The 20253-nt window shown below is 69.2% G+C and carries 19 protein-coding genes; 10 read left to right on the top strand and 9 right to left on the bottom strand.

The genetic code is table 11. From position 1 onward, the window contains the following. Positions 1–16 precede the first annotated feature (16 nt). The 4 genes from GV007_RS04385 to nucS form a co-directional block, all read right to left on the bottom strand. A complete protein-coding gene (locus tag GV007_RS04385; protein ID WP_201297561.1) occupies positions 17–1225 on the bottom strand; it encodes an ATP-binding protein in 1209 nt (402 codons plus the stop codon). A 17-nt stretch (positions 1226–1242) separates the two neighbouring features. Further along, positions 1243–1725, bottom strand: a complete 483-nt coding sequence (locus tag GV007_RS04380; protein ID WP_160071167.1) for a DUF3224 domain-containing protein — start codon at positions 1723–1725, stop codon at positions 1243–1245. A gap of 51 nt (positions 1726–1776) precedes the next feature. Further along, the gene (locus GV007_RS04375) at positions 1777–2544 is read right to left on the bottom strand and encodes an HAD hydrolase-like protein (RefSeq protein WP_160071166.1); all 768 of its coding nucleotides are present in this window, start codon (positions 2542–2544) and stop codon (positions 1777–1779) included. 69 nt (positions 2545–2613) lie between these two features. Next, positions 2614–3309, bottom strand: coding sequence for an endonuclease NucS (nucS, locus tag GV007_RS04370; RefSeq protein WP_104244101.1), 696 nt, complete (start codon positions 3307–3309; stop codon positions 2614–2616). Positions 3310–3487: 178 nt separating this feature from the next. Between nucS and GV007_RS04365 the strand changes: the two genes are divergently transcribed. After that, positions 3488–5191, top strand: coding sequence for an alkaline phosphatase (locus tag GV007_RS04365; protein WP_201297559.1), 1704 nt, complete (start codon positions 3488–3490; stop codon positions 5189–5191). Positions 5192–5289: 98 nt separating this feature from the next. On the opposite strand, the gene GV007_RS04360 is transcribed toward GV007_RS04365, so the two are convergent. The 3 genes from GV007_RS04360 to GV007_RS04350 form a co-directional block, all read right to left on the bottom strand. Then, complete coding sequence (locus tag GV007_RS04360) at positions 5290–5922, bottom strand: LysE family translocator (RefSeq protein ID WP_160071165.1); 633 nt, start codon at positions 5920–5922, stop codon at positions 5290–5292. Positions 5923–6082: 160 nt separating this feature from the next. Continuing rightward, entirely contained in the window at positions 6083–7201 is a 1119-nt protein-coding gene (locus GV007_RS04355; RefSeq protein ID WP_160071164.1) for a hypothetical protein, read from the bottom strand. Between the two features lie 176 nt (positions 7202–7377). Next, entirely contained in the window at positions 7378–8739 is a 1362-nt protein-coding gene (locus tag GV007_RS04350) for an MATE family efflux transporter (protein WP_236558323.1), read from the bottom strand. A gap of 142 nt (positions 8740–8881) precedes the next feature. Between GV007_RS04350 and GV007_RS04345 the strand changes: the two genes are divergently transcribed. Next, positions 8882–10894 (top strand): M13 family metallopeptidase, encoded by a 2013-nt coding sequence (locus GV007_RS04345; RefSeq protein ID WP_160071162.1) that lies wholly within the window; start codon positions 8882–8884, stop codon positions 10892–10894. 97 nt (positions 10895–10991) lie between these two features. On the opposite strand, the gene GV007_RS04340 is transcribed toward GV007_RS04345, so the two are convergent. Both GV007_RS04340 and GV007_RS04335 read right to left on the bottom strand, forming a co-directional pair. Then, positions 10992–11492, bottom strand: coding sequence for a hypothetical protein (locus tag GV007_RS04340; protein ID WP_160071161.1), 501 nt, complete (start codon positions 11490–11492; stop codon positions 10992–10994). A 356-nt stretch (positions 11493–11848) separates the two neighbouring features. Beyond that, positions 11849–13201 (bottom strand): glutamyl-tRNA reductase, encoded by a 1353-nt coding sequence (locus GV007_RS04335; RefSeq protein ID WP_160071160.1) that lies wholly within the window; start codon positions 13199–13201, stop codon positions 11849–11851. A 143-nt stretch (positions 13202–13344) separates the two neighbouring features. Between GV007_RS04335 and hemE the strand changes: the two genes are divergently transcribed. The 8 genes from hemE to hemC all read left to right on the top strand — a co-directional run bounded on the left by hemE (position 13345) and on the right by hemC (position 20220). Beyond that, positions 13345–14478 (top strand): uroporphyrinogen decarboxylase, encoded by a 1134-nt coding sequence (gene hemE, locus GV007_RS04330; protein ID WP_236558321.1) that lies wholly within the window; start codon positions 13345–13347, stop codon positions 14476–14478. Further along, the gene (locus tag GV007_RS04325; protein ID WP_160071159.1) at positions 14475–15944 is read left to right on the top strand and encodes a protoporphyrinogen/coproporphyrinogen oxidase; all 1470 of its coding nucleotides are present in this window, start codon (positions 14475–14477) and stop codon (positions 15942–15944) included. The genes hemE and GV007_RS04325 overlap by 4 nt, the downstream gene beginning before the upstream one ends. 97 nt (positions 15945–16041) lie before the next feature. Beyond that, positions 16042–16365: a hypothetical protein gene (locus GV007_RS04320; protein WP_104244117.1), complete on the top strand. Its 324-nt coding sequence runs from the start codon at positions 16042–16044 to the stop codon at positions 16363–16365. Between the two features lie 30 nt (positions 16366–16395). Continuing rightward, on the top strand, positions 16396–16857 hold the full coding sequence (locus GV007_RS04315) for a phage holin family protein (RefSeq protein ID WP_160071158.1): 462 nt from the start codon (positions 16396–16398) through the stop codon (positions 16855–16857). Next, positions 16850–17146, top strand: coding sequence for a DUF3618 domain-containing protein (locus GV007_RS04310; protein WP_104244121.1), 297 nt, complete (start codon positions 16850–16852; stop codon positions 17144–17146). The genes GV007_RS04315 and GV007_RS04310 overlap by 8 nt, the downstream gene beginning before the upstream one ends. A gap of 58 nt (positions 17147–17204) precedes the next feature. After that, positions 17205–18017 (top strand): hydrogen peroxide-dependent heme synthase, encoded by an 813-nt coding sequence (gene hemQ / locus GV007_RS04305; protein ID WP_160071157.1) that lies wholly within the window; start codon positions 17205–17207, stop codon positions 18015–18017. Between the two features lie 89 nt (positions 18018–18106). After that, on the top strand, positions 18107–19300 hold the full coding sequence (locus GV007_RS04300; RefSeq protein WP_236558383.1) for a ferrochelatase: 1194 nt from the start codon (positions 18107–18109) through the stop codon (positions 19298–19300). Continuing rightward, positions 19297–20220, top strand: a complete 924-nt coding sequence (hemC, locus tag GV007_RS04295; RefSeq protein WP_268893482.1) for a hydroxymethylbilane synthase — start codon at positions 19297–19299, stop codon at positions 20218–20220. The genes GV007_RS04300 and hemC overlap by 4 nt, the downstream gene beginning before the upstream one ends. Positions 20221–20253: the final 33 nt, after the last annotated feature.

The following is a 20253-nucleotide window of genomic DNA, read 5'->3' as shown; positions in this document are numbered from 1 at the left end:
CGACTGGTGCCAGGGCTCAGTCGTCGAGATCTTCGTCCTCGTCGGGTGGAGGCGGGAAGGCCCGCCCCTGCGGGAGCGCGATGGCCTCGCTCACGACGTGCTCTCGCAGATACTCCCGCAGGTACGGCGTCGTGAACTGCACGCTGCCGTAACCCGCCGGCTCGATGATGCCGGCGTTGATGAGTCGCTGGCGGTACACGCCCACGTAGCCGGCCTTCGCGCGCATCCGCAGTCGGATATCGCTTGAGAGCGACGGCCCGTCGTCGCTCGCCATCGCGGCCAGGTAGGTCCGGTCGCCGACGGACAGCGCGGCGAGCGTGGGCTCGTAGATGTACTGGCCCATGGCCTGCCTCGCGAGGCGAACAGCGCGGCGGGCGTGCGCGAGCTGGATGCGCTCGGCGGGGCCGGCTTCCTGCCACGATTTCGAGCCGATGAACTGCACGAGGAACGGGTACCCCTGCGTGCCTCGCACGGCGTAGTCGAGGGCGTCGTCATCGATGCTGCGCCCACCCTCGGCGATGGGCTCCCGGAGAGCCCGCGCCGACGCCTCGTAGTCGAGCTGCCCGAGTTCCTGCACGTGCGCGCGGCGCAGGAACGTCAGCATGCGGTCGCTGCGCAGCTCGTTGATGTTCGGCTTGAGGCCGGCGCCGACAAACGCGACGTCGAGCCCTTCTCGGAACGCGTGCTGCACAACCGTCGTGATCTCGCGGAGGTCGTCGATCGCGCCACGGTGGATCTCGTCGACGGTGATGAGGACCCCCGTCCCGTTCGGGGCGAGCAGACGCGTGAGCTCCGTCAGCTGGGACCGCAGGTTGGCGACGGGGCGGTAGCGCTCCTCGACCGTCGACACGAACCCTCCGGAGCCCATCGGCAGGGTGACGCCCGTGATGCGGCGCTTGCTGGACCTCGGGTCGTGCTCGGCCAAGAGCTTGGGGAGCGCTTCGGTGGTCATCCGCCCGGCCAGTCCCTTCGTGGCCGTCTCCGAGATGACGAGCCAGCCTCGTGAGACGGCGATGTCTTCCAGGGCGTTGAGCATGACGGTCTTGCCGACGCCGCGCAGTCCGGTGACGAGGGTCGCCCTCCCCACCTCGCCCGGCGTGCCGTCGATCGCCGCTTCGAACGAAGCCAGCATCGCCGACCGGCCGACAAGCAGTGGCGGCGTCACGCCGAACGAGGGCGTGAAGGGGTTCGGGCGGGTGGATGCGGCTCCCGCCTTCGTGGGCACGGGCGGCCGGCTTCCGGTCAGGCCTCGCTCTTCGACGAGCCCGCCTCGACCTCGCCCGCGAACACCTCGCCGTCGATCTCCACGTCGTCGGCGCCGTCGAACTCGATCTGCAGGACAAGCGTGTGGTCGTCGCCACGGGCGATGATCTCACCCGTGCCGCTCGCACCGGTCAGCTCTCCGGTGCCGGAGTCGGGGACGACATGCAGCACGCCTCCGCCAGCGGCAGGACGGCCCCTCGCGACCGTGTTCGCGTGCCAGAACGCGAGCGTGCCCGTCCTGCCGGCGATCGAGCCCTCGAAGGCGTCGATCGCGACGTACGTGCCCGAACCATGCTTCTCGTTGAAAGCGCCAGCGAAGAGCACCTCGCTGCGCCCCTCGATGTCACCGCCTGAGATGGCACGGACGATGAATGCACCGCCAAGCGGTGCGGCGGTCTCGATGCCGACGGCTCTGCCGTTGGCATCCCAGGCTTCGATGGTGAAAGAGCTCTCTGCGCGCATGCCACGAGGATACGACGGCGCACCGACAAAGCGACGGGAACTCCGGCGTGGTCAGTCGAGTGAGAGGAAGGCTCGGAGCCGTTCCGCCGAATCGGCGACCGCGACGGAGCCCGCCTCCTCGCCGAGGCGGCCGTAGCCCCAGGACACGTACACCGCGGGCACGCCGTGCTCGGCAGCCCCCTCGACGTCATAGAACCGGTCGCCGATCATCAGCACGTTGCTGAGGTCGACGCCCGCGACGTCGAGTCGACGAAGCGCCTCCTCGATGACGTCGGCCTTGGCCGAGCGCACCTCGTCGTCGGAGGCTCCCGTGATGGTGAGGAAGCTGTCGTCGATCCCGTAGCTCTCGAGGATGACTCTCGCCGAGCTCTCCGGCTTGCTCGTCGCCGTCGATTGCGGGATACCTGCGGCATGCACGTCGCGGATGACCTGCAGCACCCCGGGGTACGCGTCGCCGATGAACGACTCAGAGGCGCGGTAGATCGCGCGATAGCGTTCGGTCGCCTCGATGGGGTCGAGCCCGTAGGCGGCGAACGTCTCGTGGATCGGAGGGCCGACGTGCTTGAGCAGCTCGCTGTCGCTCGGGATCGGCAGCCCGTAGCTCGAGAGAACCGTGCGCAGGCTGTTCAGGATGCCAGGAGCCGAGTCGCTGATCGTCCCGTCCAGGTCCCACAGCACCGCCGTGTATGGGGCGATGCCGGTGCCGCGCTCGAGGTCGACCCTGCGAGTCGTCGTGGTGGCCGCAGGCTGGACGGCCGGTGTCGGCTGCGGGTCGGCGGGGACCCGGCCTTCCGTTTCTGGAGAGCTTGTGTGCGTCATGTCCGAGCCAGTGTAGTGAGGGCTGGCCGAGCGGCAGGCGACAGCCCGCTGAACGGTTGGGGTGCGCCGCTAGAAGAGGCGCATGTGGCGCGGGTCGACGCCGCGCATCTCGTCGTAGTCGAGGATGACGCAGCGGATGCCGCGGTCCTCGGCGAGCGTGCGTGCCTGCGGGGCGATCTCCTGCGCGGCGAACACCCCGGAGACGGGAGCGAGCAGCGGGTCGCGGTTCATGAGCTCGAGGTAGCGCGTCAGCTGCTCGACGCCGTCGATGCCTCCGCGACGCTTGATCTCCACGGCAACAGAAGCGCCGCTCTCGTCGCGCGCGAGGATGTCGACCGGCCCGATCGCGGTCATGTACTCCCGGCGCACGAGCGCATGCCCCTCGCCGAGCAGGTCGATCTGGTCGGCGAGCAGCTTCTGGAGGTGCGCCTCGACGCCGTCCTTCTCGAGGCCGGGGTCTTTGCCGAGCTCGTGGGAGTGGTCGCCGAAGACCTCGCCGATCGTGACGAGCAGCTGGTCGCCGGTCTTCGTCTGCGTGACCCGCCAGAGCGCGGTGATACCCGCCTCGAGCTGGGTTGCGTCCGGTTCCTCCTCGACGATCGAGCAGGGTGCGCTCATCCAGTTCAGCGGCTTGTAGCTGCCGCCGTCGGAGTGCACCAGGAGGCTGCCGTCGGCCTTTCGCATGAGCACACGCGGGGCCATGGGGAGGTGGGCGGTGAGACGGCCGATGTAATCGACGCTGCAGTTCGCAATGACAAGACGCACCTGACGAGGGTAATCGCTCGGGAAGGACTGGGTGGTCGTGCGCGCCGGTGTCGGCTTGCGAGGAGGTCACTCGAAATTCACCGGGGCGCTACCCGGGGGAAACGGAGTCTTCGCCGGACATGCGAATGGTTCTCATAGCGTCGCCGAGGTACCCCGAAGACGGACCGGAAGGAACCAGATGCCCAGCATCATCCGCAGACCACTCGCCGGAGGCGCTGTCGCGCTCACCGCGCTCGCCATCGCAGGCACCGCGTTCGCCGCGACGCCGGCCGCCGCCGCCGACGAGACTGGCCCGAAGAACGTGATCGTGCTCATCGGCGACGGCATGGGCTACAACTTCGTGGACCTCGCGAACGCCCACACCAGCGGCGAGACCTACTACCAGGTCACCACGGGCGGGGACAAGAAGGTCATCCCCGCTGGCAGCAACGCTGACCGGCCCACGGAGGGCTTCCAGAGCTGGGACCTCGCCGGCATGTCCACGCACTGGGCTGAGGGCCCCGCGTACGACCCCGCGGAGTCCTGGACCGACTTCGAGTGGAACAAGAACGACCCGACCGACTCCGCCGCAGCTGGAACCGCCATGGCGACAGGCGTCAAGACCTACAACGCCGGCATCGGAGTTGACGTCGACGAGAACGTCGTCGAGAACCTCTCGGAGCGTGCGAACTCGCTCGGCAAGTCGACGGGCGTCGTCACGAGCGTGCCGTTCTCGCACGCCACACCCGCCGCCTACTCGGCGCACAACGTGTCGCGCAACGACTACCACGGCATCGCCGCCCAGCAGCTCTCTGGCGAGATGGATGTCGTGATCGGCGCGGGCCACCCGTTCTACGACGACGACAACCAGCCGTTGGCCACCCCGAACTACCAGTACGTGGGCCAAGCGGAGTGGGAGGCGGCGACCAGCGGGGCGAGCGACTACGCCTTCCTGGAGACGAACGAGGACTTCGAGGCGCTCACCGAGGGCGACACCCCCGAGCAGGTCTTCGGGGTCCCCCAGGTCGGCTCGACGCTGCAGCAGGGCCGCACGGACACCGGTGCGAAGAACGACGTGCCGGGTCTCGCGACGCTCACCGAGGGCGCCCTCAACGTGCTCGACAACAACGACAGCGGCATGTTCCTCATGGTCGAGGGCGGCGCGATCGACTGGACCGGGCACGCCAACCAGACCGACCGTGCGCTCGAGGAGACCCTCGACTTCAACGATGCCGTGGATTCCGTCATCGACTGGGTCGAGACCGAGTCGAGCTGGGATGAGACGCTTGTCGTCGTCACCGCCGACCACGAGACCGGTTACCTCTCTGGCCCGGTCGAAGGCCAGTTCACGCCTATGACGGTCGAGAACCACCTCGACTATGCCACCCACTCGTGGAACTCCACGAACCACACCAACCAGCTTGTGCCCTTCTTCTACAAGGGTGCAGGTGCCGAGCAGCTCACGGCGCTCGCCGACCAGCGGGACCCGCTGCGCGGCCACTACCTCGACAACACCGAGATGGCGCAGTGGCTGCTGACGTCCGCGTGGGTCGAGGCCGCTCCGCCGACGCCGACCGCGACGACCGAACCGACCGCCACGACCGAGCCGACGGCCACGACCGCACCGACCGCCACGGCGACGACTGAGCCGACGGCCACCACCGCACCGACGGCGACGGCGACGACCGAGCCGACCGCGTCCGCAACGGCATCCGCCACCGCTCCTGCCACTGCGGGTCCTGCACCCACGAGCACCTCGGCGACCGGCCAGGGCGGGGACTCGCTGGCCACGACCGGCGCAGAGGGTGCCGCGCCCATCGCGATTGGTGCTGGTCTGCTCCTCGCCGCGGGCATCACCGTTGCACTCGTCGCCCGTCGACGCGCTGCGACCGAGCGCGAGTAGCTCCCAACAGCGAGGAGTCGCCACGAGCGCGCAGCTCGCGCGCGAAACGCACGGCTGGCCGGTCCCGGATGCACGGACCGGCCAGCTTGCGTGCGTCGCTAGGACTTCGCGCCAGTGAAGGCGAGCGCGCCGCCGAGCCCGATCATCATGGCTCCGCCCGTCGCGGACATGCCGGAGATGCGCTTGGGGGAGCGCGCGAACCAGGCCCGGGCCGTACCGGCGAAGAGCGCCCACGCACAGTCGAAGACGAGTGCGAGCAGGAGGAAGCAGACGCCGAGCTCCAGGAGCTGGAGCCAGGCGGGCCCGGCCGCCGGCGACACGAACTGGGGAAGCACGGCCACGAAGAACGCGATCGTCTTCGGGTTCGTGCTGCCGACGATGAAGCCCTGTGTGAGCAGCTTGAACGCGCTCGAAGGAACGGGCGCCGCGGCCTCGAGGTGCGCGTTCCTGGTGCGGATCGCCTGCACGCCGAGCCAGACGAGGTAGACCGCGCCGACGATCTTGATGATCGTGAACGCCACGACCGACGAGGCGACAAGGGCCCCGACCCCGAGCGCCACCGCGAGGACCGCCGGGATCATCCCGATCGCGTTGCCGACGACGCTCAGCACGCCAGCCCGACGGCCGAGCGCGATCGACCTGCCGATCACGAAGAGCACGCTCGGCCCCGGGATGAGGATGAGCAGCACCGACGCGACGGCGAAGGCGAGCAGGCTGTCGATTGGGACCATGACGAGAACGTACCCCTCGGGAGGCCCGCGCGCGAGCGATCCCGGCGGGCCAGTCAGCCGAATCGTCGGCCAGGCGTGTGAACCCCGTCGTTCGGCAGCGAGCTCGTTCGGAGCGGGCCTCCCGAGCAGTCAGAGCTCTTCGGAGGCTCGCCCTTCACGCTCAGGCCGGGATCACGCCGTAGACGTAGGCGAACTCGGTGGTGCGCTGGTTGCGGTCGTTGTTGTCCGCCGGGAGGAAGCCCACGTGCCCAGCGGTCGACGTCACATCGAAGGAACCAGCGCCCGGGGCGTCGTAGACGATGTCGAACTCGAGGAAGTCGCCAGCGTCGAGCGGTGTCCCGAACGCGGCGACAAGCTCCTGCACGCTCGAGCCGGTCTGACGATCCGGTGCGGTCACGCTCAGGAGGAAGTCACTCGTCGCGGCGCCGTTGCGGCGGACGTTGGTGATGGAGAACGTCGTCGTCGAACGGTAGTCGAACCTGACGACGGCTGCGCCAGACGCAGGAAGCGGGCTCGGACCGACCGACGTGATCTTGACCGACGTCGGGCGGCTCGTGCGGGCTGGCCCGGTGCCGAGGGGAACCGTCTCGAAGCTCGCCTCGGTCTCTGCGGCGTACGGCGCGGCTGGCTCGAGCTCGGTGACACCGACGCCCTGCAGCACGTTGTTGTCGGTCTTGGTCTCGGGAGACAGGGACGTCGCACTGACCCGGGCTCCCGTGATCTTCGTCGGGTCGTACGCGTCGTTCGGGTAGCGGAGAAGCACGGTCGACTCCACGACGAGCACCACCGCACCGGTGGGGAAGATCGGGTCGTCGGACTCGTTGACGGGAACCGAGACGGGGACGAGCCACTTGAGCTCGGTGCGTGTCCCGGTCACGATCGTCTCGACGTCGTCGACGTACGTGGGCTCGGTGGCCCCGGCGACCCGGTACCCGACGCGGTCGATGGTGGCCACCTCGTTGTCGACCGTGTAGCTGGCCTGGAACCCCGAATCAGGGGAAGGGGCGTCGCCGAAGTTCGCGACGGCGAAGTTGCTGAGCGGCACGAACGACGTGTACCGCTGGGAGTAGTCCGGCGTGAACAGGGGAAGGGAATCACCGAACTGCAGGCCGACGATCGCGAGATCGAACCCGGCGGTCGTCGTGCTTGCCGACGCCGACGGCGCTCCGACGGCCAGCGTCACGAGGGGGATGCTCCAGGCGCCGGCGGTCACGATGGCGCGCCGCGAGGGGAGCTGGTTCTCGGTCGAGCTGCTGTTCGAGGGAAGGGATGCACGCATGGTGGAACTCCAGAGTGGGATCTGTTGGCGCCGGCGTCGGGTGCGCGCAGCGTCGGCGAGCCCAGGGGCGACCCGCAATGCCCACATTTGCAGGAAATCACCCGGGTGGCGATGGGGAGAACTCCCCGAGGCCCAGCTCGGATCCGCGGAGATGCGCGAGCGAACCCGTGCTTCCGCTACCGCGCGGCGCCCGGAACGAGCCACTTCGTGCCGCGTTCCCTGGCGCCCAGGACGAGCGCCCGCGCGCCCATCGTGCCGACGGCGAACGATGCCCACAGCACCCCGAGACCGGCCGCGCCGTGCATCCCGAGCTGCAGCACGAGCGTCACGCCGACCACCAGCACGAGCAGGGGCGGGATGCCCGCCAGTGCCAGGTAGCGAACGTCACCCGCGCCGATGAGGATGCCGTCGAGCACGTACACGAACCCTGCGATCGGCGTCCCGGCGGCGAGGATGAGGAACCCGACGGGCAAGAGGGCGAGCACGGCGGTGTCGCTCGTGAAGACGTACCCGAGAACCCAGGCGAGGGCCGCGAAGACGACTGCGAGGATCACGCCGAACCAGAACCCCCACTGCTTGAGGCGGCGGGAGATCGCCGTGACCCGCTTCGTGTCACCGGCACCCAGCGCGTGCCCGACCATCGCCTGGCCCGCGATCGCGAGCGCGTCCAGGGTGAAGGCGATGAGGCTGTTGACCGAGAGGAGGATCTGCAGTGAGGCCAGCTCTGCGACCCCCTGCTGTCCGGCCGCCCACACCAGCACGACGAGGGATGCGCGCAGCGTGAGGGTGCGCAGCACCATGAACGCGTTCGCTGAGAAGACCGTTCGAGGGTCGCCGATGCCCGGCCGGAGCGAGACGCCGAGCTCGCGGCCCGCCCGGACCGCGATGACGATGTAGACGATCGCCATGCCCCACTGCGCGATGACGGTGCCGAGAGCAGACCCCGCGATGCCCCAGCCGAAGCCGTAGATGAAGACCGCGTTCAGCGCCCCATTGACGGCGAAGCCCGCGATGGCGACGACCAGCGGCACCTTGGTGTTCTGCAGTCCGCGCAGCAGGCCCATGGCGGCAATGACGAGGAGCATCGCGGGGAGTCCCCACAGGCTCAGCGAGAGGTACGTGTTCGCGGCCTCGATGGCGCCAGGGTCGCTCGTGAAGACGCCGACGAGCGGGGCGCTCAGGGGAAGGCCGACGATGAGGAGCACGAGGCCGCAGAAGGCCGCCAGCCACATGCCCTCGATGCCGGCGCGGATGGCGCCTGGACGGTTGCCGGAGCCGAGCAGCCGCGCCACGACCGGGGTCGTCGTGTAGGCCAGGAACACCATGATGCCGACGATCGTGTGCAGGATCGTCGCCGCGACCCCGAGGCCCGCGAGCGCCGTATCGCCCAGGTGGCCGACGAGCGCCGTGTCGGTGAGCAGGAACAGGGGCTCGGCCACGAGGGCCCCGAACGCCGGGACCGCGAGGGTCAGGATGCTGCGGTCGAGCGCGCGTGCATCGGTGCGGCCAGCGGGTTGGGAGTTTCGAGATGCGCGCACGGATCCATCCTCCCAGCAGTCAGCGCGAGGCCCGTTGCCCGGAGTCGGGCAGGTGCACGGTCGGTGATCCCGCTTCCCCTCGCATGTTCGCCCTGAGGTGATCACAGGGCCTGTGTCGGTGGCGTGTTCTAGCCTGAGGGACATGTCACAGACGGACGACCTCGCCTCCACCGCTCCCGCAACCGAGCAGCTCCCCTCGGGCATCGACCTTGAGGCGCTCGACGCCTCGGTCCGCCCCGCAGACGACCTGTTCAGGCACACCAACGGCAAGTGGATCGCTGCCACGGAGGTACCCGCGTACCTGCCCGCCTACGGCAGCTTCATCCAGTTGCGCGAAGACGCCGAGAAGGCGGTCCTCGACATCCTGAAGAGCGGCGCGGATGCGGAGCCCGGTTCGGAGCTGCGCAAGGCGGCAGACGCCTACGCAGCGTTCATGGACGAGGACAAGCTCGAGGCCCTCGGCTTCGACCCGGTCCGCCCCGACATCGACCGCGCACTCGCCGCATCGACGATCAACGAGTTCCTCCATGTCCTCGGTGACCTCGAGCGCACCGGACTCGGCTCGTTCGTCTCGGCCTACGTCTACCCCGACCTCAAATCGCCCGCAGAGTACGCCCTCTACTTCGAGCAGTCCGGCCTCGGCCTGCCAGACGAGAGCTACTACCGCGAGGAGCAGTACGCCGAGATCCGCGAGCAGTACACGGCGCACATCGCGCGCATGCTCGGCCTCGCGGGACTGGCCGACGCAGAGGCTCGGGCCGCGCGCGTCTTCGCGCTCGAGACCGAGGTCGCCAAGCTCCACTGGGACGTCGTGAAGTCGCGCGAAGCGGAGCTCGCGTACAACCCGCGCACCTTCGCAGAACTCAGCGCGGCCTACGCGAACGTCGACTTCGCAGGCTGGACCGCACGTTGGGGTGCACCGGCCGGCGCACTCGACCGCGTCATCGTCCGTCAGCCCGACTTCTTCGAGGGGGCTGCTGGCCTGCTCACGGAAGAGCGCCTCCAGGGCTGGCAGGACTGGCTCGTCTGGGGCATCGTCTCGCAGTACTCGGGCATCCTCGCCCCGTCGGTCTCCGCGGCCAACTTCGACTTCTACGGCAAGACCCTCCAGGGCACACCAGAGCAGCGCGAGCGCTGGAAGCGTGGCACGGGCCACGCCGAGGGCAAGCTCCCCGAAGCCATCGGCAAGGCCTACGTCGAGCGGCACTTCTCGCCGACCGCGAAGGCCAAGATGCTCGAGCTCGTCGGCTACCTCACCGGCGCCTACCGCGCATCCATCGCCGAGCTGGAGTGGATGAGCCCAGAGACCCGTGAGCGAGCTCTCGACAAGCTCGAGAAGTTCGTCACCAAGATCGGGTACCCAGACCGCTGGCGCGACTACTCCGACCTGGAGATCCGAGACGACGACGTGGTCGGCAACTCGCGTCGGGCCTCCGTCTACGAGGCGGCCTACGAATTCGCCAAGCTCGGCACGCCCGTGCGACGCGATGAGTGGATGATGCCGCCGCAGACCGTCAACGCCTACTACTCGCCAGGCGAGAACGAGATCGTCTTCCCGGCCGCGATCCTCCAGCTGCCGTTCTTCGACGAGCACCGCGACCCCGCCGCGAACTTCGGCGCCATCGGCGCCGTGATCGGCCACGAGATCGGGCACGGTTTCGACGACCAGGGGTCCAAGTACGACGGAGACGGGCGCCTCGAGGACTGGTGGACCGCGACCGACCGGACTGCCTTCGAGCAGCGCACTCGTGCACTCATCGACCAGTACAACGAACTGTCACCTGAGGGCACCGAGGGCCAGAAGGTCAACGGCGAGCTCACCATCGGCGAGAACATCGGCGACCTCGGCGGACTCGGCATCGCCTGGAAGGCGTACCGCGCCTACCGTGCAGACGCCGGCTTCGACGCAGACGACGAGAACGTCATCGACGGGCTCACCGCTGCGCAGCGGTTCTTCCTCAGCTGGGCGCAGGCGTGGCAGCAGAAGGCGCGCCCCGAGTACGCCAAGCTGCTCCTCGCGGTCGACCCGCACTCGCCCGCCGAGTTCCGGTGCAACCAGATCGTCCGCAACGTCGACGCCTTCTACGACGCCTTCGATGTCACCGACAGTGACGCCCTCTGGCTCGCTCCCGAAGCCAGGGTCACCATCTGGTAGCCCGATTGTCGAGACGGGCCTGACCTCGACGCCTCCCGGGACGCCAGATCGTCACCCGGGAGGCGTCGTCGTTCCGTCTCGTCTGCCCGCTGGGCCGCTACTCCACGCCGATCGGCGTCCAGGCCCCGCCCGACCCCGTCAGCATGATGCGGGCGCCAGAACCCAGGTACGTCGACGCGACCGCGTCTCCCGAACACAGGTCGACGCCTTCCCCCGTGTACACGGTCGACGTCGTGATCCTGTCTTCCGCGTCGCCGAAGAGCAGGGTGAACGAGCCATCGGCGACCGGCAGGGTTCCATCCGGGAGCTCGTAGCTCCCCTCATCGATGCCAGTGCTCTCGACGAGCGACTCGACCGTGTCGCCTGGGCAGGCGATGACCGCACCGGTCGCGCCGCTCGGCAGGAGCGCGCCGAAATCGAGGGTGGCGCCCATCTCGTTCTCGCTGAGGGCATCCGCGATCGACGTGCCTGGCGGCTGCATGCCCTCTTCGGGTGCGGCGTCGTCCGTCTGCTCGGAGCCCGAGCATCCGCTCAGCGCGAGGAGCGCGGTCACGGTGGCGGCGCCGGCAAGCAGCTTGGAGCGGTGTTCGCGGAGCATTCGCAGGGGTTCCCATCGACGGAGCGTGCGCTCGGTGGACTTCTCAGGATGCTCAGCCCAAGCGAGGAGGCGTGCTTCCCGAGATCGCCGGCGCGCAACGATTCTGCCCCGTGAACTCGAGGATTCGGGTGAGCCTGACCGCGTTGCCGCGCATTCGGCGTAGACCGACCACGCCGACTCGGGGTGGAGAAGTCGCTTCGTTCTTGAGAGCTTCCCGCAGAAGAGGAAGGTCTCCAGCCCGAGAGGGAGCTGGGGTCGGGCATCGGGCGCAGAGGTGCGGCACGGAGGCGCGGCACGGAAAGTGGTCCCGTGCGTGGGCTCGTGGGTCCAGCCGCGGAAGGGGCGGTCGGGTGCTGCTAGGAGGTGTGCACGGGGCACTCGAGCGCCCCGTCGTCTTCTACCTGCGCGACGCGGGGAAGCGCGGTCGGCGTGATGGATGCCACCGCCGGGCTCGCCGGCTTCGCCGCGGGAGTCTCTCGCTCGACGGTGATGCCGAAGAGCAGCTCGATCGCGTCCAAGTACTCGTCGCCGCGACCAGCGCGGGCGAGTTCCTTCGCGCGCACCGAGGGGCTGTGCAGGAGCGTGTTCGCGAGGCGACGCAGAGCCGCCTCGGCGACGCCCGATTCGTCCTTGTTCGCAACGCGCTCGGTCTCCGCGCGCGCGATGTCGGTGATGTGCGAGCGGAGCGCTGCGATGCCCTCCGCGACGCTCGTCTCGGCCTGCTGTTCGACGAACTCGCTGGCCGCGCGGGACACGATGCAGCGAGCCTCATCGGCGGCCCCGAGCTCCTCGAGGGGAGCGTGGATGCGGATGGTCTCGAGGTCGAGCACCGAGATGCCGTCGAGGCGGCCGACGGCCGGGTCGACGTTGCGCGGCATGCCGAGGTCGATGATGAGCGTGGCCTCGGCGCATCCGGGCGCGAGACGTGCACCGAGCATGAGGTCGTAGTCGATGACCACCGTGTCGGCGCTCGAGCAGGTGACGACGAGGTCGGCGTTCGAAAGGTGCTCCGGCAGGTTCTGGCTGTCGATGACGAAGACGCCGTCGCGTTCGGCGAACTTGTGGGCGCGACCCGAGGGGGAGTACACGCCGACGCGGGTGACGCCGCGGTCCTGCAGGGCCTTGAGCGAGGCTGCCGCGTACGAGCCGGTGCCGACGAGCACGACCTGCGCGGTGCTCCAGTCGGCGATCTGGGATGCGGCGAGCTCGAGCGAGAGGCGCACGAGGGATCGGCCCGCGCTCTGCAGCTTCGTGCCCGACTTGATGCCGCGCGAGGTTGTGGACGCTGACTGGAAGAGACGCTCGAGCTGCGAGGTCGACATGCCAGCTGCACGTGATTCCTCGAGTGCCCGGCGGACCTGTCCGGAGATCTCGCCCTCGCCGACGACCACCGATTCGAGGCCGCTCGAGACGGCGAAGAGGTACTCGGGCACCTGGGTGTCGTGGATGACGGCCATGTTTGCGCGGAGCGTCTCGACGGAGACGTCGAGCGCCGTCGCGATGGTCGGCATGAGCTCGGGAGCGACCGGCTGCGCCGTGTCGATGTCGAGGTAGATCTCGAAGCGGTTGCAGGTGGCGAGCACAATGGCTCCGTCGACGCCAGGGGCGTCGCGGAGCGCGGACTCAAGTCCGCCATCTTCGCGGGCCGCGAGCTTTTCAAGGACTGGGAAGCTCGCGGTGCGGTGATTGGCACTCAGACACAGCAACACGATTACTTATTGTAGAAGTTCTCCGCGTTTTCGCTTCTGAGCCATACCTTCCCTTAAACCTCTTGCGATCCGGCAGACCCGGGAATCCGCCGTCGCATGCCTGCTGTACGGCCCCGCTCGGGTGCCGGGTGGAGAATGGGCGGGTGACCGAAACAGCTCCTGCACCCCTGCCGCTCAGCGACTCGCATCCTCTCTCCTCTGGCCTCACTGCCGACGCTCCGCTCATCCGCGCGGCACGCGGGGACCGACCTGAGACGCTCCCGGTGTGGTTCATGCGACAGGCTGGCCGCTCGCTGCCCGAGTACCGCGAGCTGCGCAAGGGCATCGAGATGCTCGACTCCTGCCTGCGTCCGGAGCTCGCCGCGGAGATCACGCTGCAGCCCGTGCGTCGTCACCGCGTCGACGCGGCGGTCTTCTTCAGCGACATCGTTGTTCCGCTCAAGCTCATCGGCGAGGCCGTCGATATCGTCCCAGGCACCGGTCCGGTCTTCGAGAACCCGGTGCGCTCCTCGCAGGAGGCGCACGAGTTCGCTGCGCGCATCAGGGCCCGCGTCAGCCCGGAGCTCTTCGCTCCCATCAGCGAGGCCGTCTCGCTGACGGTGGCGGAGCTCGGCTCCACGCCGCTCATCGGCTTCGCCGGGGCGCCGTTCACGGTCGCCGCGTATGTCGTCGAGGGCGGTCCCTCGAAGGATCACCTCCGCACGCGCACGCTCATGCAGGCCGATCCTGAGGCATGGGCCGACCTCTCCGGCGCGATCGCCGAGCTCTCTGCCGCGTTCCTGGAGGCGCAGGTGCGCGCGGGGGCGAGCATCGTGCAGCTCTTCGACTCGTGGGCTGGCTCGCTCAGTCGCGATCGCTACCAGAAGTCGATCGCCGCCTCGAGCGGCCTGGCGCTCGAGCGGGTGCGGGCCCTGCGCACGCCGGGTGGCGAGCGCGTCCGCACGATCCACTTCGGCGTCGGCACCGCCGAGCTGCTGCCGGATATGCACGCGATCGGGGCGGACGTCATGGGGGTCGATGACCGCATCACGCTCGACGAGGCCTCCCGCCGCCTCGGTGGCGGTGTGCCGCTGCAGGGCAACGTCGACCCTGCTGTGCTCGGCGCGGGCGACGCCGTGCTCCAGGAGCACGTGCGAGATGTCGTTCGGCGGGGGAACTCGGCACCCGCGCACATCCTCAACCTCGGCCACGGCGTTCCGCCGTCCGCCGATCCGGCCGTGCTGACCGGCCTCGTGGAGTTCGCGCACTCGCTGCCGGACGGCGGTCGGGTCGAGTGACCCGATCACCCCTCGGCCAGTCGACGCCTGACCTCGTTGTCGTCGGCGGGGGCATCGCGGGGATGCTCGCGGCGAGACGGGCCGCTGGCCGTGGTGCCAGCGTGGTGATCGTCGAGGCGGGAGATCGACTCGGCGGAATGATCCGCCGCGCAGACCTGGGCGGGCTGCCGATCGACATCGGCGCTGAGGCGTTCGCGACGCGCGGTGGCGCGTTCGCGGCCCTGCTGCACGAGCTCGGGATGCACGGCGACATCGTCGAGCCGCGGGCACTGGGCTCCTGGGTCGTGACCGACGTGACTGCTGCTCCGATGCCGGCCGGGGGGATGCTCGGCATACCTGGGGAAGCGGCTCTGCGTGACGCGGAGTCCCGTGCCGCGGTGCACGCCGCGATCGGCGACGAAGGCATCGCGGAGCTCGAACGCGACCGGACGCTCAGCCCGGGCGTCGGCGCCGACGCCTCCGACCTCGAGTCTCTGGTGCTCGCGCGCATGGGGCCGACCGTGCTCGGCCGGCTCGTCGCGCCGGTCACGCGGGGCGTGTACTCGCTCGACCCGGCGGAGCTCGACCACCGGGTGCTCATCCCGGGTCTCGCCGAGCGCATCCACGAGCACGGCTCCCTGGCGGCCGCCGTCGCGGCGCTCAGGAGGAGCGCGCCCCCTGGCGCCGCAGTTCGCACCGTCGAGGGAGGCATGCACCGCGTCGTGGCGCGGCTCGAGCACGACCTCGCCGAGCTCGACGTCGATGTCCGGCTCTCCACTCGCGTCGCTTCCGTGCTCGAAGGCGGCTCCGCCCTCGAGCAGGTCTGGCGCGTCGAGCTCGAAGGCGGGGAGCCGCTGTTCGCGAAGCGCATCCTGTCGACCGTCGCGGTTCCGCGCTCCGTGTCCGCCCGCGACGACGACTCCGAGGGGTCATCCGGCGAGGCGCCTGCGATCGGCGGCGCTGCCGCAGTCCCCGCCGAGGTCGTCGCGCTGCTCGTCCGAGCTCCGCAGCTCGACGCTCACCCGCGAGGCACTGGCGTGCTCGTCGGCGACCCGAGCGCAACCATCCGGGCGAAGGCGCTCACTCACGTCACCGCGAAGTGGGCCTGGCAGGAGGCGGCATCCGATGGGATGCACGTGCTCCGGCTCTCCTACGGTCCACAAGCTCGCGGGGGGAGCGAGCCGCTCACGCATTCGCTCAGCGACGATGAGACGATCGAGCTCGCACGCGGCGATGCCGGGCGCCTGCTCGGCATCGACATCGAGCGCGAGGACGTCATCGCTCTGGCGAGGCACGTCTGGCGCATCCCGGCCCCCGCCGCGCGCATCGGACGATCCGCTGAGCTCCGGGGTGCACGCGACAAGGCTCGGCGGACGCCAGGAGTCGCGCTCGCCGGCACCTGGATCGACGGGACGGGGCTCGCGAGTGTCATCCCAGGGGTGCTGCGCGCCGTGGATGAGCTCTTCCCCGAGGACGCACAGGCTTAGCGCGAGTTGAGATGCCTCGCGGGGCTAGGCTTGCTCCGTGGCTTGATCGCGCCCGATTGACCGATCGCTGGCGTACCGGCGAACGATAGGAGTTTTCATGAAGAAGTTCGTGTTTGTGCTTGGCCTCGGTGCCGGGTACGTCCTTGGTGCTCGCGCGGGGCGCAAGCGCTACGAGCAGATCTCCTCCGTCGCGCAGACGGTGTGGGACACGAAGCTCGTCCGCTCCAAGCGTGCTGAGGTCGACGAGTTCTCCCGCAAGCTCGCTCCGAAGGTCGCCGACGCGGCCGTCAGCGGCGCGAAGCTCGTGACGGCCCAGGTCACGAAGGCGGTCAAGGACAACGGCAAGAAGAGCTCGTCCGGCAAGTCGAACCCGCCTGCTCCCTCCGGAACCGTCGGCAACCCGAGCAGCGACGCGTCCTAACCAGCACTCCCAGCAGAGAGCGACACACCCATGTCTGAGTCGTCAGAAAAGACGCCGATCCGCGGGCCCTTCCCCGGTATTGGCCGCACGAGGGCCAACCCGAAGTCACGGTCGAGCCTCGGCACGCTCGTGACCGACGTCCCCAAGCTCCTCACGAAGCTCGTGCGCGACGAGGTCGAGCAGGGCAAGCGAGAGCTCATCTCGACCGGCACGAAGTACGGTATCGCGGTCGGCCTGTTCGCCGCTGCGGCGTTCTTCGCGCTCACGCTGTGGGCAGTGCTCGTGACCGCTGCCGTCCTCGGACTCAACACGGTGTTCGCGCCGTGGCTCTCCGCGCTCATCGTGGCAGGAGCGTTCCTGCTGATCGTCATCGTGCTCGGCCTCGCCGGCTACCTCGCGCTCAAGCGCGCGGGCAAGCTCGCCCCGGAGCGCACGATCGCCAGCGTCAAGCAGGATGTCAACGCAGTGAAGGGGCTCGGACAGTATGAGTGAGCAGAACGGCGAGGCGACCCTCGCGAAGAAGGAAGACAAGCGCAACGACGGTCAGCTGAAGGCTGACATCGAGCGCACCCGACGTGAGCTGGCGGCAACGCTCGACGCGATCGAGGTGAAGGTCGACCCGCGCATCCGCGGCCGCGAACTCCTCGAATCAACGCGCCACAGCATCCAGCGCCTGAAGGAAGACAACCCGCTCCTGCTCGCGGGTATCGCTACTGGTGCCGCGGTCGTCGTGGCCGGTGGCGTGACCGCCGCCGTCGCACTGTACCGCCGCTCTCGCTGAGCTCCGTCGGCTGTGCGCCGCACCCCAAACACTCCTCGACATTTCGTAGAATAGGACCATGACCCACTCGAATGAGGTCCCGGCTTTCGCCGCCGAGCCCAACGCAACGTCCGCAGTCCCCGCAGAGCACGCATCGGCAGCTCAGCAGGGCGCCCCAGAGGCCCACCAGGGCGCTGAGGAGCAGGGGGGAGGCGCGACGCTCACCGAGTACACGATGATCTCGGTCTTCCGACGAGAGACGCTCAACGAGCTCGTCCTGTCGGGTCGCGACGCCATCAAGGCGGTCGACGAACTCGACGGCATCGTCGCGGAGCTGGCCGAGAACGGCGTCAAGGTGCGCGGCTTCTACGACGTCTCCGGGTTCCGGCACGATGGCGAGCTCATGGTGTGGCTGCACGGCGAAGTGCCCGAGAGCCTGCAGTGGGGCCTGCGCCAGATCCGCCGCAGCGAGCTCATCGCGCCACTCACGCCGTCCTGGCAGATCGTCGGAGTGCACCGCGCCGCCGAGTTCAGCGCACGCCACATGCCCGCGTACATGCTCGGCAAGGAGCCGCGCCAGTGGGTCACCGTCTACCCGTTCGTGCGCTCCTACGAGTGGTACCTGCTGCCGGAGGACGAGCGTCGTCAGATGCTCGCCGAGCACGGCCGCGCCGGATCCTCGTACACGTCGACCCTCACCAACACCGTCGCGTCCTTCGGAATCAGCGACTACGAGTGGCTGCTCGCGCTCGAGGACGACAACCTCCTCAACCTGGTCGACATGATGCGTGACCTGCGACAGACCGATGCTCGGCGCCACGTGCGCGAGGAGGTGCCGTTCTACACGGGTCGCTTCCTGCAGACCTCCGAGATCGTCGAGGTGCTGCAGTGACCGACGTCGCTGCACCGCAGACCGGTTCGCAGCCGAAGGGCCGCAAGCCCGGCCCGGCGACGTTCACCCGCGTCGAGGTCAATGCTGCCGTGAGCGCCGCCTCCGCCGCCGCCAAGTTCGGCCCGGAGCACACGACCGAGCCCGTCGCGTACGACGGCATCCTGCTCGCCTCCTTCGGCGGGCCGGAAGGACAGGATGAGGTCATCCCGTTCCTGCGCAACGTGACGGCAGGCCGTGGCATCCCAGACGAGCGGCTCGAGGAAGTGGCCCACCACTACCGGCACTACGGCGGCGTGAGCCCCATCAACGAGCAGAATCGTCAGCTGAAGGCCTCCATCGAGCGGGAGCTCGAGCGGCGCGGTATCGACCTGCCCGTCTTCTGGGGCAACCGCAACTCCGAGCCGTACTTCAACGACGTGCTCCTCGACGCCCGCGAAGCCGGCTGCTCGACGCTCATCGCAGTCGCCACGAGTGCCTACTCGTCCTTCTCCAGCTGCCGTCAGTACCGCGAGGACTTCGCGGACGCGCTCGAGGACACGGGACTCGGCGGGCAGCTCACGATCGACAAGGTGCGCGCCTTCTTCGACCACCCGGGCTTCGTCGCCCCCTTCATCGAGGGTGTCCGCGACGCCGTGCTCAGCCTCGCTCAGGAAGACGCCCAGCTCGACCTGGCCACCGAGGTCGAGGTGCTCTTCACGACGCACTCGGTGCCGATGGCGGATGCCGCGAACTCGGGCCCTCCTGGCGCGGGCTTCGGTGAGAGCGGCGCATACGCCGCCCAGCACCTCGCGGTCGCGGAGGTCGTCGCCCTCGCGGCTCTGCAGGAGCTCGAGGAAGACACGACCATCTCAGGCCGAGTGCCTGAGCAGCTCTCCTGGCAGCTCGTCTACCAGTCGCGCTCCGGCCCGCCCTCGCAGCCGTGGCTCGAGCCCGACATCAACGACGTCATCGCGGAGCTCCCGTCGAAGGGCGCCAAGGCGGTCGTCGTCGTGCCGATCGGCTTCGTCTCCGACCACATGGAGGTCCTCTGGGACCTCGACAACGAGGCGAAGGACTCGGCAGCGGATGCGGGACTCGCATTCCGCCGCACTCCGACGCCCGGCATCCACGCGAAGTACGTGGAAGGGCTCGTCGACCTCATCCTGGAGCGTCGCGACGCGACCCCCGTCGGAGAGCGTCCGGCGATGACCTCGATCGGACCGTGGTTCGACGTGTGCCGCCCCGGGTGCTGCGCGAACAAGCGACTGGGCTTCAAGCCGGCGGTCTCCGGACTGCTGCCGTGACCCTGCGGATCGGCACGCGAGGCAGCGCGCTCGCGGTCGCGCAGACGTCGACGATGGCGCGGGAGCTCGAGCGCATCACGGGCGAGCAGACCGAGCTGGTGCGAGTGACCACCCATGGCGACGTGACGCGCGCCGCACTGTCGTCGCTCGGCGGTACTGGCGTGTTCGCGAGCGAGCTGCGGGATGCGCTGCTCGCGGGGGAGTGCGACCTCGTCGTGCACTCGCTCAAGGATCTCCCGACCGCGAAGGCCCCTGGCCTCACCGTGGCCGCGTACCCCGTGCGGGAAGATGCGCGCGACGCGCTCTGCTCGCTGGGCGGAGCCTCCGGACTCTCCCTCGCCGAGCTTCCGCACGGCGCGAAGGTCGGCACCGGGTCGCCTCGGCGCGTGGCGCAGCTGCTCACACTGCGCCCCGACCTCGAGATCCGCGACATCCGCGGCAACGTCGAGCGTCGTCTCCGCTTCGTCACCGACGGGGAGCTCGACGCCGTCGTGCTCGCCGCTGCCGGGCTCGAGCGGCTCGGCTTCGCGGATGCCATCACCGAGCGCTTCGACCTCGCCGACTTCCCCAACGCTCCCGGTCAGGGCTGCCTCGCCATCGAGGTCCGCGACGATGACGCACCTGCGGGCGTCGCCGACCTCGACGACCGAGAAGCGCGTGCGGCAGTGCTCGTCGAACGCGGCATTCTCGCGACGCTCGAAGCCGGCTGCGCGGCTCCCGTCGGCGCTGCAGCCCGGTACGCCGACGGAAAACTCGAGGCGTGGGCTACCGTGTATGCAGTAGACGGATCTTCGCGGGTCTCCAGCAGGCGTGCCGTGGAGGTCTCCGACCCCGGCGCATTCGATGCCGCCCAGGCAGAACTGGTCTCGCTCATCTCGACGGACCTCTTCGATCAGGGTGCTGTCGCGCTGATGGCCTGAACGGAGGGTCCGGACGTGAACGGAGGAACCACG

Source organism: Pseudoclavibacter sp. 8L (assembly GCF_902506465.1).
Taxonomy (GTDB): domain Bacteria; phylum Actinomycetota; class Actinomycetes; order Actinomycetales; family Microbacteriaceae; genus Pseudoclavibacter.
The sequence above is the reverse complement of the archived record's forward strand: the minus strand, read 5'-3'. Positions and strand labels throughout refer to the sequence as shown.